Annotated in this window: 13 protein-coding genes; 12 read left to right on the top strand and 1 reads right to left on the bottom strand. The window is 27.8% G+C overall.

Going from position 1 to position 15,312, the window contains the following annotated elements:
- Window positions 1-2: 2 nt before the first annotated feature.
- The 12 genes from O6B72_RS03405 (at window position 3) to fldA (ending at window position 14,385) form a co-directional block, all read left to right on the top strand.
- Window positions 3-596 (top strand): hypothetical protein, encoded by a 594-nt coding sequence (locus O6B72_RS03405; protein WP_024962879.1) that lies wholly within the window; start codon window positions 3-5, stop codon window positions 594-596.
- Entirely contained in the window at window positions 583-1,086 is a 504-nt protein-coding gene (locus tag O6B72_RS03400) for a FixH family protein (protein WP_269492219.1), read from the top strand. The genes O6B72_RS03405 and O6B72_RS03400 overlap by 14 nt, the downstream gene beginning before the upstream one ends.
- Complete coding sequence (locus tag O6B72_RS03395; RefSeq protein ID WP_269492217.1) at window positions 1,070-3,421, top strand: PD-(D/E)XK nuclease family protein; 2,352 nt, start codon at window positions 1,070-1,072, stop codon at window positions 3,419-3,421. The genes O6B72_RS03400 and O6B72_RS03395 overlap by 17 nt, the downstream gene beginning before the upstream one ends.
- On the top strand, window positions 3,418-6,348 hold the full coding sequence (locus O6B72_RS03390; protein WP_269492216.1) for a RecB-like helicase: 2,931 nt from the start codon (window positions 3,418-3,420) through the stop codon (window positions 6,346-6,348). Before O6B72_RS03395 ends, O6B72_RS03390 begins: the two co-directional genes overlap by 4 nt.
- A 77-nt stretch (window positions 6,349-6,425) precedes the next feature.
- Window positions 6,426-6,860 carry a 50S ribosomal protein L13 gene (gene rplM / locus O6B72_RS03385; protein WP_016647329.1) on the top strand — a complete coding sequence of 145 codons (435 nt, stop codon included), beginning with the start codon at window positions 6,426-6,428 and terminating at the stop codon, window positions 6,858-6,860.
- A gap of 2 nt (window positions 6,861-6,862) precedes the next feature.
- Window positions 6,863-7,252, top strand: a complete 390-nt coding sequence (rpsI, locus tag O6B72_RS03380) for a 30S ribosomal protein S9 (RefSeq protein WP_101637485.1) — start codon at window positions 6,863-6,865, stop codon at window positions 7,250-7,252.
- A 75-nt stretch (window positions 7,253-7,327) separates the two neighbouring features.
- On the top strand, window positions 7,328-8,320 hold the full coding sequence (locus O6B72_RS03375; protein ID WP_156847779.1) for an OmpA family protein: 993 nt from the start codon (window positions 7,328-7,330) through the stop codon (window positions 8,318-8,320).
- 51 nt (window positions 8,321-8,371) lie between these two features.
- Window positions 8,372-9,016, top strand: coding sequence for an HAD family hydrolase (locus tag O6B72_RS03370; protein WP_269492215.1), 645 nt, complete (start codon window positions 8,372-8,374; stop codon window positions 9,014-9,016).
- Between the two features lie 110 nt (window positions 9,017-9,126).
- Entirely contained in the window at window positions 9,127-12,675 is a 3,549-nt protein-coding gene (gene nifJ / locus O6B72_RS03365) for a pyruvate:ferredoxin (flavodoxin) oxidoreductase (RefSeq protein ID WP_269492214.1), read from the top strand.
- Between the two features lie 197 nt (window positions 12,676-12,872).
- Complete coding sequence (locus tag O6B72_RS03360; RefSeq protein ID WP_018713254.1) at window positions 12,873-13,190, top strand: DUF2325 domain-containing protein; 318 nt, start codon at window positions 12,873-12,875, stop codon at window positions 13,188-13,190.
- Window positions 13,191-13,193: 3 nt separating this feature from the next.
- Entirely contained in the window at window positions 13,194-13,886 is a 693-nt protein-coding gene (locus O6B72_RS03355; RefSeq protein ID WP_269492213.1) for a hypothetical protein, read from the top strand.
- A 1-nt stretch (window position 13,887) separates the two neighbouring features.
- On the top strand, window positions 13,888-14,385 hold the full coding sequence (gene fldA / locus O6B72_RS03350) for a flavodoxin FldA (protein ID WP_269492212.1): 498 nt from the start codon (window positions 13,888-13,890) through the stop codon (window positions 14,383-14,385).
- Between the two features lie 30 nt (window positions 14,386-14,415).
- Here fldA and O6B72_RS03345 read toward each other — a convergent pair whose 3' ends face one another.
- Window positions 14,416-15,312, bottom strand: a complete 897-nt coding sequence (locus O6B72_RS03345; RefSeq protein WP_269492211.1) for a hypothetical protein — start codon at window positions 15,310-15,312, stop codon at window positions 14,416-14,418.

Here is a 15,312-nt window from a genome sequence, read left to right as displayed (position 1 = left end):
AAGTGAAAAAATTTATAATAGGTGCAATTTTTTGCACCTTTTTTTTAAATAATTTATTTGCAAATAATAATGTAATTATTGAAAATGATGGAATTCTAGAAAGTATCACTACTTCTCAAATGCAGCTTATTGGCGATGAACTTTATGAAAAAACAGGTGCATTTTTAGGAGTAGTGGCTTTAAAAGATTTAAATGGCACAAATATTCATAAAAAATCTGCCGAAATTTCTAAAAATTTAAAATCACCTTATGCTTTTATAATTATTTCCACAAATGATAAAAAAATAGATATCGTAACTGATATTAATTTTGACAAGGATGCAGTTTTAAGCCCTTATCCAAACAAAGGATCAATAATTCCACTTCTAGTATCAACAAAAAAAGGAAAAGATTCTTTTAATCCAGCACTTTTAAACGGATATGCAGATTGTGCAGAAAAAATAGCAAAAATTTATAATGTAAAATTAGAAAATTCTTTTGGAAATACAAATAGAATAATCCTAGATATTATAAGATTATTTGTTTATGGTTCAATAGTTTTAGTGATTGCTAGTGGATTTTATTATAAAAGGATAAAGAAAAATGCAAAAAAATAAGACTAATAAAAAAACATTTTGGCCTTATGGAATATTAATTTCTTTTGCCTTGATTGTAACATCATGTATTATGACTGTAATTTTGGCACTAGATCATCCAGTTCATATGGACAATTATTATTTTGAAAGTCTTGAAAATGTAGATAGAAACTATAATGAAATACAAGACTCACAAGAGAGATTTGATAAAAAATATAGCATTAGACTATTAAAAGATAGCTTTGATTTGCATAAAGACATAAATTTGCAAATAAGTGTTTTGCCAAAAATACAAAACAATCATAGGTTAAATTTTAAATTACTTATAACAAGACCTGAAACATCTGAATTTGATATTTCTCCAAATGCTAAGTTTAATGGAGATATTTTAGAGCTTGATAGCTTTAAAGTTCCAAAAGTTGGTAGGTGGAGAGTAGATATAAAGTTAAATGATGAAAAAGATACAGGATTTTATAGAATGGAGTTTATTGCTTATGAGTCAAAATCTTAAGGTTTTTAGTAGTACAAGGCGTATTAAATCTTACATAGCTTCTCTTAGTGATGGTAAAATCCCAAAAACTCTTTCAGTAAGTGAGTTTTTTAAAAAATCTATTTTTGTAAAAGATAAATTTCAAATCTCAGATATAGATAGGCTTATTTGCATGCAAAGAGCTGTTAAAAATACAAAAAAACTTGAAAAAGAGCTTAAAATAAGTTCTTTAAATTTCTTGCACAATAGTGATTATCTTTTCTCATTTTTTAAAGAACTTGCCATTACAAAAACTTCAATAAATGATCTTAAAAATAGCGATATTTATGCTCAATATGATGAGCATTTAGATATTTTAGAAGATTTGTTAAATAATTATAAAGCTGAATTAAACTGTAAAAATGCTTATGATGATATAACAGTTTGCGATAATTATGAGATAAATTTAGAATTCATAAAAAGCTTTAATAGTATTGAGATTTATGTAGATGGGGTTTTGAGTGATTTTGAACTTGACATTATAGATAAAATTAAAAATTTAACCTCGATAAAGCTTATTTTAGAAGATAATGAGCTTGTTAGTAAAAAAATAATTAAAAAATTTATTAAAGAAATTCCTGATGATTTTATTGGCAAAATTTGTGAATTAGATTTATCAAATTCAAATCTTAACCTAATTGAAGGAAATGAAAGCAAACCAGATGAAATTTTTCATCGCGGTTTTTCAACAAAAAGCTTGGAGTGTTTTTATATATTTGAAAAAATATCATATTTTGTCAATTTAGGATTTGATCCTAAAAACATAGTCGTTATTTTACCGGATGAAGGTTTTAGCGAGCTTTTAAAAAGTTATGATTTTAACAATATGCTAAATTTTGCAATGGGAAAGCCGTTAAATAAAACTTTATTTGTTCAAATTTTAAAAACAATAATAGAAGCTATTTTAGAAGATGAAGAGCTCTGTTTAGAAGAAAACTATTTATCGCAAAGAGAATTTACAACAAAAAATCTTTTTTTAAACATGCTAGAAATAACTGATGAGTTTTATAAAGATTTTAAATTAAATTTCAATAAAAATGTAAATTTTGAAAAATTTGAGCATTTCATAAACAAAATTTTAAATTATTCAAAAGAGGATATAAAAGAACAAATTTTTGAAATTTTGTTTGAAATAAAAATTTATATAGATCAAAGTTTGCCAACTTTAATGGATGCTTGTGAGATATTATTGCTTTATTTAAATATGAAATCAATCGAGCATGTTGGTGGTGGCGAAGTAAGTGTAATGGGGCTTTTAGAAAGTAGAGGGCTTAAATTTGATGCGGTAATAATACCCGAGTTTAATAAAAATCTAGTTCCAAAAGCTTCAGTTAATGAGATGTTTTTAAACTCAAATATTAGAAAAAAGGCTGGACTTATAAGCCATGAAGATAGGCTTAATTTGCAAAAATTTTACTATAAAAAGCTTATTTTAAATTCCAAAAAAGCTGCTATTTGTTATCTTGAAAATGATGATTTTAAGCCTTCTGTTTTTTTAAAAGATTTTGAAAATTTTAATTTAAAAAAAGATGATTATTTTAGCGATGAAGAGTATTTAGGCGTTTATAAATATTTATACAAAGATACAAATGAGCCAATTTTAAAAAGAAATTTTGTTTTAGAACATGATTTTTTTAAAGAGCCTCTTTCATTTTCAAGGCTTGATTTATTTTTAAGATGTCCCAAATGCTATGCTATAAAATATATTTATAATATAAGAGAAGAAAAAAATGTAAATTTAGAACTTGACAATAAAGATAAAGGAACATTAATTCATAAAGTTTTGGAAGAGACTTATAAGGCAAATAGAACTTTTGATTATAATCTTTTTAAATTAAATCTTTTAAAATATTCAAAAGATTTAAACATAAATGATCTTGAAAAAAATATAGTTTTAAAAGAGTTTATAGAATTTGATAAAAAGATGAAAGATCATGAAAAAAGTGGTTGGAAATTTTTAGAAGGCGAAGAGGAGAAAATTACCGATTTTAATGGCATAAGAATAAAAGGAAGAATTGATAGAATCGATGTAAATGATAATGGTGATAAACTAGTAATTGATTATAAAACTGGAAATGCCGATGCTAAATCTTTGCAACTTCCTTTTTATGAGGCTCTTCTAGGCGGTGGAGATAATATAAAATCCTGCTTTTTTTCTACAAAAAATATGGAATTTGTAAATGGTGAAAAAACTCTTAGTGATTTGCAAGCAGTTATTGATGAGTTAAAGCAAAAGTTTAAAAATCCTTTTGATTTTGGCAATAATGAAGGTTGTAAATATTGTGCCTATGATATACTTTGTGGATGTGAAAAATGAGTGATTTTAAAATATATGAAGCACTTAGTGCAAGTGCTGGAAGTGGAAAAACATTTGCTTTAACTATAAGGTATTTGGTTTTGATTTTTAAAGGTGTTATGCCAAATAAAATTCTAGCCCTAACCTTTACAAGAAAAGCTGCATCCGAGATGGAAAATAGGATAATAGAGACATTTTTAGGCCTAAAAAAATATAGTCCAAATGTTCCGAGTAATGAACGAAAATTTGAAGCTGAAAAAGAAGAGCTTTTGAATATATTGGATTTAAGTGAAGACGAACTTATAAAAAAAAGAGATTATTTAAAAGAAAGATTTTTAAACTCAGATATTAAAATTTCAACATTTGATTCATTTTTTTCAACTATTTTAAAATCGTTTGCTCTAAATTTTGGCATAAATCCAAACTATGAGATAGAAAACAATGATGCTAGTTTAAGACAAATTATAGATAAAGAGTTTGTAAAAAAAATCTCAAAAAACCAAATTTTTCTTGATGAAATAAGTAGTTTTATAGTAAATACAAAAAGTAGCAGTTATGATTTTTTAAACTCATTAAATGAACTTTCAAGTGAAATTGGAAAAGTAAAAATAGATGGATTAGATGCAGCCAATGAAAATTTAGAAAATTTAAAGAAAAATATCAATGATAAAGAAGTTGAATTTAACCGTATTAAGTCGCAAATAAAAAAATATTGTGATGATATCATTAAAAACACTTCGCCAAAAGGTTCGACAAAAACAGCTCTAAAAGAACATAGCTCAACAATAAATCAAGCACAAAATTTAAAAAATAAAACTGATGGGTTTATTTATGATGTTATAAAAAATGACCTTATAAAAAAAGAGACTTTAAATTATAGAAATTATTCTAAAATTTATTCTGATTATTTAGGTGTTCTTTGGGATAATCTTAAAAAAAGCTTAAAAGATTTTTTAAATGAGCTTGAAAAATATAAAATAACTGTATTTTTTAAAATTTTAAATCTTTATTTGCAAGTAAAAGATGATACAAATGTAAGATTAAACAAACTAAGCTTTAATGATTTAAGCACAAAAATTTATGAGTTAATTAGCCAAAAAGATATTTTAAATATGATTTATTTTAGGCTTGATGCAAGGGTTGAGCATATATTAATCGATGAGTTTCAAGATACAAATGTCATGCAGTATCAAATACTTTTTCCTCTTATCGAAGAGATTGTTTCAGGGTTTGGGCAAAGCGGTATAGGAAGTTTTTTTTATGTTGGAGATATAAAGCAAAGTATTTATAGATTTCGTGGTGGTAAAAAAGAACTTTTTGAAAAACTGATGAGTGATTTTAAACAAATAAAAAAATCAGAGCTTGATAGAAATTATAGAAGTGAAAAAGCTTTAGTTAAATTTGTAAATAGCATTTTCAAAAAACCTTTTGATGAAATTTTGGGTTATAAAGATCAAATTCCATCTAAAAACTATAATAAAGAAGAAAGAAAAAATATTAAAATTTTAAAACCTGAAAATTTTGACTATTTTGATGTGGAAAATGATGATTATGGATATATAAAAGTTTTAAGCAGTGATGATGTTTTAGAAAGTGCAGTTAATGAGGTTAAAAATCTGCTCAATAAGGGAATAAAAAAAGAAAATATCGCTATACTTTGTTGGAAAAATAAGCACATTGATATTTTAAAATCTCTTTTGAAACAAGAAAAAATTGAAGCAAATGGCATAGGAAGTCAAAATTTATTTTCTATTCCTAAAATAAGAGCTATTTTGGAATATGCTAAGTTTTGCATAACAAATGAAGAAATTTATAAATTTAACGCAGAAGAGCTTCTTGGCATAGAAGTTAAAAAACTAAACCTAAATTTACAAAAGTCAACTATTGAAAATGTATTATATCTACTTAAAAATTTAGGAATAAATATAGATAATGCAAACATCTTATATTTTATAGAAGAGTCAAAAAACTATGAAAATATTATAGAATTTGCCTTTAATAAAGATGAAAAAAATATTTCCTCTAGTAATAGCTTTGGTGTAAATTTACTAACTGTTTTTAGCTCGAAAGGACTTCAGTTCAACCATGTGATTTTATGTGATAAATTTCAAAAAGATCTAAATGATATATCAAATTTTATAAAAGAATATGATGTAAAAACCTCGAAATGGCAGATAAAATATAAGGTTAAAAATAGAGAATATTTAGATGAAGATTATAAAAATTTTATACAAAAATCAAAAAATCTCGATAAAGAAGAGGATCTAAACAAGCTTTATGTCGCATTTACAAGAGCAAAAAATTCATTTATTTTAGTAAAGTCAAATAATGCAAATAGTTATTTTGGAGATGATAAGCTTTTAGATATAAAGGATTTTGAATTTGGTGAAGTAATGGACTATGGGTTGGATAAAAATAAGGCCATTGCAAAAGAGGAAAAGAGTATAAATTTAGCAAAAATAAAACCTCAAGAAGTAATAGTTAGAAAAAAAGAAACTATACCAAATATCTACTCTGTCAAATTTGGATTAGCCTTTCATTATGCACTTGAAATGAGTGATTTTAATATAGGAAATATAGATATTGCACTAACAAAATCAAAGAATAAATTTGCAAAATATCTAAAAGAAGATGATTTTGATGATATAAAAAGTAGATTAAAAAATTTATTTTTAGAAAAAAAATTTGCAGATATTATTAAGGATGCTGAAATTTTAAAAGAACAGCCTTTTAAGACAAAAGGAGAAATAAAGCAAATTGATCTTTTAGCTATAAAAAACAGTGAAATTTATATAGTTGATTACAAGAGTGCAGTTGGCTTTGAAGAAGAAAACAAAATACAAGTTTTAGAGTACAAAGAAATTGTTTCAAATTTTTATAAAAATAAAAATGTTAAAGCTTTTATATTTTATATCTTAAAAGATAAAATTTCACTCTTAGAAGTTTAAAATATGCTTAAATTAAGCTATATTTAAGCATATTTTAAATACAATCACATTTTATAAAATTTATGAAGGTAAAAAAAATGACAAAAATTACAAAACCTACTGAGGTTAAACGCGATTGGATTGTTATAGATGCAACAGGTAAAAGATTTGGTAGAATGCTGACAGAAGTGGCTACCTTGCTTAGAGGCAAACATAAGCCAAGTTACACTCCAAATGTTGATTGTGGTGATTATGTAGTTATAATAAATGCTTCAAAAGCAGTCTATACAGGATTAAACAAGGGTGAAGATAAACTTTATCATAGACATTCAGGATATTTTGGAAGCGTAAAGAGTGAAAAATTTGCAGAACTTTTAGAAAAAAATCCTGTTAAACTTTATAATTTAGCAGTTAGAGGAATGCTTCCAAAAACAAAACTTGGAAAAGAGATGATAAAAAAACTTAAAGTTTATGAAGGAAGTGAGCATCCTCACACAGCACAAACAAATAAAGCAAATAAAGAAGGAAAATAATTATGGCAACAGTTTATGCAACAGGCAAAAGGAAAATGGCAGTAGCAAAAGTGTGGGTTAAACCAGGAAGTGGTAAAATAACTGTTAATGATATGGATTTAAATTCATGGCTTGGTGGACTTGAGGCTACAAAACTTAAGGTTATTCAACCACTACTTATAACAAAACAAGAAAAATCAATGGATATAAGGGCTGTCACAAATGGTGGTGGTTATAATGCACAAGCTGAAGCTGTAAGGCATGGTATTTCAAAAGCCTTAGCAGATATGGATGGTGATTTTAGAGCGGCATTAAAACCTGCCGGGCTTTTAACAAGAGATAGTAGAGTTGTTGAAAGAAAGAAATTTGGTAGAAGAAAAGCTAGAAGAAGCCCACAATTTTCTAAGAGATAAAAATTACTCTTTAAAAAGTATTTATATTCTTTATGTTATAATTATAGGTATATTTTTGAAAGGAAGGAAAAAGATATGAAAAAAATATTACTTGCAGTTAGTTTATGTGCATCAACTGCACTTTTAGCAAATGATGCTGATTATCATTGGGAATTTACTCCAACAGTTGGAGGAGTTTTACCTGAGGGAAACACAGGTCTTAAAAATTCATTTACATTTGGCGCAAGAATAGCTAAAAATTTAGGTAATGATGTTTGGCTAGATCAAATTGAGCTTGGATATGATAGAGTAAGCGATTTTAGAGTTAAGGGTGATGATTCTTATAAACCTGATTTAAATAGCTATTTTTTAAATATTGTTAAAGATATCTATAGCTTCAATGACAATTTTAAATTATATGGCTTATTAGGTGGTGGATATATGGACTTCAGCGGTGGAAGCGATGCTGATACAGGCTTTGGTCAATATGGTTTAGGTCTAAAATATTATGTAACAGATAATTTTGCTACAAAATTAGAAGTAAGAGATGCTATAACATTTGATCACGGTGATCATTTTATGTTCTATAACCTAGGCTTTGGTGTTGATTTTGGCAAGAGAGCAGAAAATGTTGCTCCTGTAGTTGTTGCTCCAATAGGCGACGAGGATGGTGATGGCGTTCCTGATAACATAGATAAATGTCCTGGCACTCCAGCAGGTGTTGTGGTTGATGAGTTTGGTTGCGAAAAAGTTATTAGATTAAATTTAGGTGTTCATTTTGCATTTGATAGTGCAAAAGTAAATGATGCAGCTAAAAAAGAGATTGATAAAGTAACTGACTATCTAAACACTACTGATAACTACAAAGTATTGCTTGAAGGACATACCGATAGCACAGGTAATGCAAACTACAATCAAAAACTATCAGAAAGAAGAGCTAATAGTGTTAAAAACGTATTGGTTAACCAAGGCTTAGAGGCAGATAGAATTACTACTGTTGGTTATGGTGAAACTCAACCAGTTGCTACAAATGCAACAAAAGAGGGTCGCGCACAAAACAGAAGAGTTGATGCAAAATTTAGAAAATAATTTCTAAAACCAAAAGAGTGCTTTTCAAAAGCACTCTTCATTTCTTCATATATGCATAAAATTATATTATTTGATCTAGATGGAACACTTATTGATTCTACAAAATCCATACTAGATGGTTTCAAGCATGCTTTTACTATTTATAATAAATATTATCCAGGTGATGATAAAGTTTTAAATTTGATTGGGCATCCACTTGAGTTTATGTTTGAAAATCTAGGTGTAAACAAAGATATGGTTGATAATTTTGTTCTATCATACAAAAAACATTACAAATCAACTTATTTAAACACTACCACATTACTTCCAGCTGCAAGAGAAGCTATTTTAGAAGCCAATAAATTTGCTATTTTAGGAGTCGTAACTACTAAAACATCTTTATACTCTAAAATTTTGCTTGATGAACTTAGTGTTGGAGAATATTTTAAGGTTATTATTGGAAGAGATGATGTAACTTTTCCAAAACCAAATGCCGAACCTATAAAAAAGGCATTAAGTTTTATAGATCAAAATATATTAAAAAATGATATTTTTATGATTGGTGATACCATAATGGATTTAGAGGCAGCTAAAAATGCTAATGTAAATGGCATAGGACTAACTTGTGGATATGGCAAATTTGATGATTTAAAAAACTATAGCAGTAATATTTTTAAAACTCCGCTAGAAGCTGTTTTATATATAAAAAATTTATAATATTTATACTTTTAAAAACACATAATATTTCATTGACCTTTTTTTTAACAATTTTAGATAAAATATCATAATTATACTTAGTTGAAAAAACCAAAGGAGCATATAGAGATATGAATAATAAAATAACAAAAACAATGGATGGAAACGAAGCAGCAGCATACGCATCATATGCTTTTACTGAAGTTGCTGGAATTTATCCAATAACCCCAAGTTCTCCAATGGCTGATTACACAGATGTTTGGGCAAGTATGGGTAAAAAAAATATTTTTGGAATGCCTGTTAAAGTTGTAGAAATGCAAAGTGAAGCTGGCGCTGCTGGCTCAGTTCATGGCTCACTTCAAGTAGGAGCTTTGACAACAACTTACACAGCATCACAAGGGCTTTTACTTAAGATCCCAAATATGTATAAAATAGCAGGACAACATCTTCCTTGTGTTATACATGTTGCAGCTAGATCTTTGGCAGCTCAAGCACTTTCTATATTTGGAGATCACCAAGATGTTTATGCCTGTAGACAAACAGGTTTTGCAATGTTAGCAAGTGATAGTGTACAGGAGGTTATGGATTTAGGAGGAGTTGCACATCTTTCAGCCATTAAGGGTAAAGTTCCATTTTTACATTTTTTTGATGGTTTTAGAACAAGCCATGAAATTCAAAAAGTTGAAGTTATTGATTATAGCGATTTTGAAAAACTTTTAGATAAGGATGCAGTAAAAGAATTTAGGGATAATGCTCTAAATCCTAACCATCCAAAAACAAGAGGAACTGCTCAAAATGATGATATTTATTTTCAAACAAGAGAGCTATCAAACAGATTTTATGATGAACTCCCTGATATTGTGGCTAATTATTTAAAAGAAATTTCAAAAATTACTGGAAGAGATTATAGACCATTTAATTACTATGGGGATCATGATGCAACTCGTATTATTGTAGCTATGGGTTCAGTTAATCAAGCATTAGAGGAAGTTGTTGATTATTTAAATAAAAAAGGTGAAAAAGTAGGACTTATAAAAGTTCATCTTTATAGACCATTTAGTTTAAAATATCTTTTTGATGTTATGCCAAAAAGTGTTCAAAAAATAGCAGTATTAGATCGCACAAAAGAGCCAGGTAGCATTGGTGAGCCACTTTATTTGGATGTTAAAGCAGCATTTTATGATAAAGATAATCCGCCATTAATAGTAGGTGGAAGATATGGACTTAGCTCAAAAGATACTGATCCAGCACAACTCATGGCAGTATTTGATGAATTAAAAAAAGATAATCCTAAAAATGGATTTACAATTGGAATTAACGATGACGTAACTCATACTTCTCTTAAGGTTGGAGAAAAAATATCACTTGGAAATGATGATGATATAGAGTGCTTGTTTTATGGGCTTGGAGCCGATGGAACAGTTGGAGCAAATAAAAACTCTATTAAAATAATTGGAGATAAAACTAATCTTTATGCACAGGCATATTTTGCTTATGATAGTAAAAAATCAGGCGGATATACAAGAAGTCATTTAAGATTTGGTAAAAAACCTATTAGATCAACATATCTTGTATCAAACCCACACTTTGTTGCCTGTTCAGTTGCTTCGTATTTAGAAATTTATGATGTTATTGATGGCATTAGAAAAAATGGAACTTTTCTTTTAAATTCAATTTGGGATGCCAAAGAAACAGTTGAAAAACTACCAAATAAAGTTAAGAAAATATTAGCTTTAAAAAATGTAAATTTCTTTATTATAAATGCTACAAAATTAGCTCACGACATTGGTCTTGGAAATAGAACAAATACAATTATGCAATCAGCATTTTTTAAACTAGCCAATATCATACCTTTTGATGAAGCAAAAAATTATATGAAAGAATATGCTAAAAAAACTTATGGTAAAAAAGGCGATAAAATAATTGAGATGAACTATAAGGCAATTGATGAAGGAGCAGATAAACTAGTTCAAGTAAAAGTTGATAAGGAATGGGCAAATTTAGAAGATGAGATAAAAAAAGAAGACTTTTATAAAGGAAGTGAATTTGTAGAAAACATCGTAAAACCAATGAATGCTGCAAGAGGTGATGATTTGCCAGTATCAGCTTTTTTGGGTTATGAGGATGGAAGTTTTGAAGCAGGAACTACAAAGTATGAAAAAAGAGGTGTTGGTGTAACTGTTCCAAAATGGATAAAAGAAAATTGTATTCAGTGTAATCAATGCGTCTATGTATGCCCACATGCTGTTATAAGGGCTTTTTTGCTTGATGAAAGTGAAGAAGCTAAAGCAAATTTAAGCGATGATTTACTTGAGGCAAAAGGTAAGGAATTAAAAGGTTTAAAATACAAAATTCAAGTAAGTCCACTTGATTGTACTGGCTGTGAGTTATGTGCTCAAAACTGCCCAAGTAAAGAAAAATCTTTAGTAATGGTTCCTTTAGAAGAAGAGCTTAAAAAAGGAGAGCAAGAAAAAGCGGACTTTTTATTCGAAAATGTAAAATATAAAGATGATTTAATGAATAAACAAAGTGTTAAAGGCATTGGTTTTTCAAGACCTTATTTTGAATTTCATGGAGCATGTCCAGGATGTGGCGAAACGCCGTATATTACGCTTTTAACTAGACTGTATGGAGACCATTTAATAATTGCCAACGCTACTGGTTGTAGTTCTATATATGGTGGTTCAGCTCCTTCAACCCCATATACTAAAGATGAGACTGGAAAAGGTGTAGCATGGGCAAATTCGCTTTTTGAGGACAATGCTGAGTTTGGCATGGGCATGAAAATAGCAAATGAAACTATTAGACATAGAATTGAAAATATAATGCTTGATAGTATTGATAAAGTTCCAAATAATTTAAAAGCTCTATATAATGATTGGATTACAAATAAATTTGACTTTTTCAAATCAAATGAAATTTCAAAAACATTAGTTGCTATTTTAAAACAAAATCAAAATATTGAAAGTGTTAAAGAAATTTTAAATTTAAAAGACTATTTGCCAAATATCTCTCAATGGATTATTGGAGGTGATGGTTGGGCTTATGATATTGGTTTTGGTGGACTCGATCATGCACTAGCGAGTGGAGAAAATATAAATATTTTAGTTCTTGATACAGAAGTCTATTCAAATACTGGCGGACAAAGTTCGAAATCTTCAAGGACTGGATCTATTGCGCAATTTACAGCATCTGGAAAAAGAATGCAAAAAAAAGATTTAGGAATTATGATGATGACTTATGGAAATATTTTTGTTGCGCAAATTAACTCAAATGCTTCACAAGCAAATACAATAAAAGCCATTATTGCAGCTGAAGCTTACGATGGACCTAGTTTAATTATAGCATATAGCCCGTGCATTGCTCATGGCATAAAAGGTGGACTTGGATATTCTGGAAATCAAGCAGAACTTGCCACAAGATGTGGATATTGGCCAACTTATACTTATGATCCTACTTTGATTAAAGAGGGCAAGAATCCTTTAAAACTAACTTCAAAAGAGCCTAATTTTGACCTTTATGAAGAGTTTTTATTAAATGAAACAAGATATAATGCTCTTAAAAAAATAAATCCAAAACATGCAAGAGAGCTTTTTGAAATAAATAAGCTTGATGCCATAAGAAGATATAAACAATTAAAACGTCTTTGCAATGCTGATTATAGCGATGAGCTAGTTTAAAACCCATTTAAATTCGAAAGTCTTTTTAAATAAAGACTTTCGAAACTTTAGAATAAATTCATTTAATTTACAATACATTTTCAACATAAAATTTAAAAATAAATATTTTTTAATTAATATTTAAAACGATAATGAGTATCAGATTTTTTTAAGTAATAATTTTATATAATATCTAAAAATAACAATAAGGAGAATGAATGTCAGTTTTAGTTATAGGAGCTGATGAGATAACACCTATTAAGGCTGTTTTAAAAGATCTTGGAGCTAGTAAGATAGAGCATTGGGATGCTAGAAATGAAAATAGAGTTAACAGGAAGTCAATTCCTCAAGACGTTGAATGCGTGGTTATGCTAACTTCATTTTTAAATCACAATACTATGAAAAAAATTAAAAGTGATGTTAAGAAAAGAAAAATTCCTTTAGTTTGTGCTAAAAGAAGTGTGAGTTGTGTATTTTGTGAATTTTGTAAAATTTTTAACTTAAATAAAGAATTTTGTTCACAAACTGGTTGCTGAGAAATGAAATTTGGCTTTTTAGTTGGAGGTAGTGAGTTTGTGCCAACTGTTTTTAAGGAATTTTCAAAAGAAGAAATTAGACTTTTTTTTCTAGTTTTTTATAATGCTTTTGCAAAAGATGATTTGAAAATTCCTTTAAAATATGCAAAATTAGCTAATTCCTTAGAGGAAATTTTTTTACTTTATATAGCAGATTTTTTACCAAAAAACTCAACTTGTAAAATTTCAAATAAAATTTATGAAGAACATGCTAGTAAAAACTATTCTTTTTTGCTTAGCACCCCAAAGGATAGTGTAGCTAAGATAATAAAAATGATTTATTATAAAAACCTAAAAGGACTCATTTTTGAAGCAGATTTTATGTTTAAAAACTATGTTTTTAGTAAAATTTATAAAATCCATATGGGAAAAAATATTTTTATAAAAAATGACATTTTGTATCTAAAAAAACCAAATAACGGATATTTGTGTGTCATGCCTTGCTTTAATAAATTTGATTTAAAGGAAAAAGATTTACAAGAAAAGATAAATTTTGCTTTTGGTTTAAGTGGTCATCTACATGAAATTTATATAGTTTTGCCTAGACAAAAAGGATTTTGTAGGCATTTACAAATACAAGGACCAATTTTAGATGGTAAAAAAAGTATAAAGTTGGTTCCTTATTCAATTACAAATAAAATAATTCAAAGGAGTTAATATGAGTTTGGCAATAGTCTATGGAAGTTCGATGGGAAATACTGAAAATGCAGCAAGCCTAATAAGTGAAAAATTAGGCATAGAAGCTGATGTTTTGGATGTGGCAAATACAAATGCAGATGCTATAAACACTTATGATAAACTAATCTGCGGTACTTCTACTTGGAGTAATGGTGATATGCAAGATGATTGGGATAGTTTTGATTTTGGCTCACTAAAGCTTTCTGGGAAAACTGTAGCAGTTTTTGGCGTAGGCGATAGTCAGGGTTATAGTGATGAGTTTTGCAATGGCATGGCTAAGCTCTTTAATGAACTTAAAAATGCAGGAGCAAATTTAGTTGGAGAGATAAGTACTGATGGATATAGCTTTGATGAAAGTGAGGCTTTAAATAATAAGGGTAACTTTGTTGGTCTAGCTCTTGATTATGATAACGAAGAGGAAATGAATGAGCAAAGGATTGATAATTGGATAAAAATAATAAAACCTCTATTTTCCTAAGTCAAATTTGGTGTTTTTTAAACACCAAATTTAAATCTCATTTTTACCTTTACAAATTTTTAAAAATTCTTTAAGCTTATCTTTATCGACAAGTATTTTTTCATAAATATTTTGCGGAATTTCATTATCTAAGCTTATGAAACTTAAATAAACTTTTCCATCACTTTTTATCAATAAAACTTCTTTTTCATCATCAATTTTATCGTGATAAATTATGCTTGCATTACTTTGAGAATCATTTTTATAGAGCTCATTGTGAGTTTTTATTTCTTTGTTTAGCATTTTTTCTTCAAAATTTTCTTCTTCGTTTAAATCATCATCTTTATTATCATCATAGCTATTTGAGTTATTTGAAGTTTCATTTGGTATCTCTTCATCTTGTTTATCTTCCATAGCACTACTAAAACTATTAAATTCTTCGTTTTGTTTTTTTATTTTTTTATATATTATAAAAGCTATTATAAAAATTAAAAACACAATAGTAATTAAAAACTTATAAATGCCATTAGAGCTTGATTTTTCATTGCTTTTTTTATCATCTTTTAAAGTTTTGCTAGTACTGCCTACTGCTTTATTTATAAATTTAACATTAAGTTCTAAACCATCTTGCAAAATAGAAGCATTTGTTTCTAAATTTGAATTACTTTTTATGCTTATTTCAGTATTGTTTTTATTGTTTTGAATTACAAATTCTTTTATAATATTTGAGTTTAATTGGGTTGTAAATTTCTCATTTGTTTGTGTATTTTCAAGTATAATAATAAAACTATCTTTGTCTTTTTTTTCAAATATTCCGCCCTCAAAAGCTGAGTCAAAAAAAAGTTTTAAAACTACATTGTTATCGTTTTCAACAGTCTCATATTTCATTAAAGTCGCTGAGTTTAAAAAACTAAATAGTATAAAAATACTAAAAATTATTTTTTTCAT

It is taken from the genome of Campylobacter ureolyticus (genome assembly GCF_027277485.1).
Lineage (GTDB): Bacteria > Campylobacterota > Campylobacteria > Campylobacterales > Campylobacteraceae > Campylobacter_B > Campylobacter_B ureolyticus_B.
Note: the sequence above shows the minus strand (reverse complement) of the source record. Positions and strands in the feature narration are given on the sequence as shown.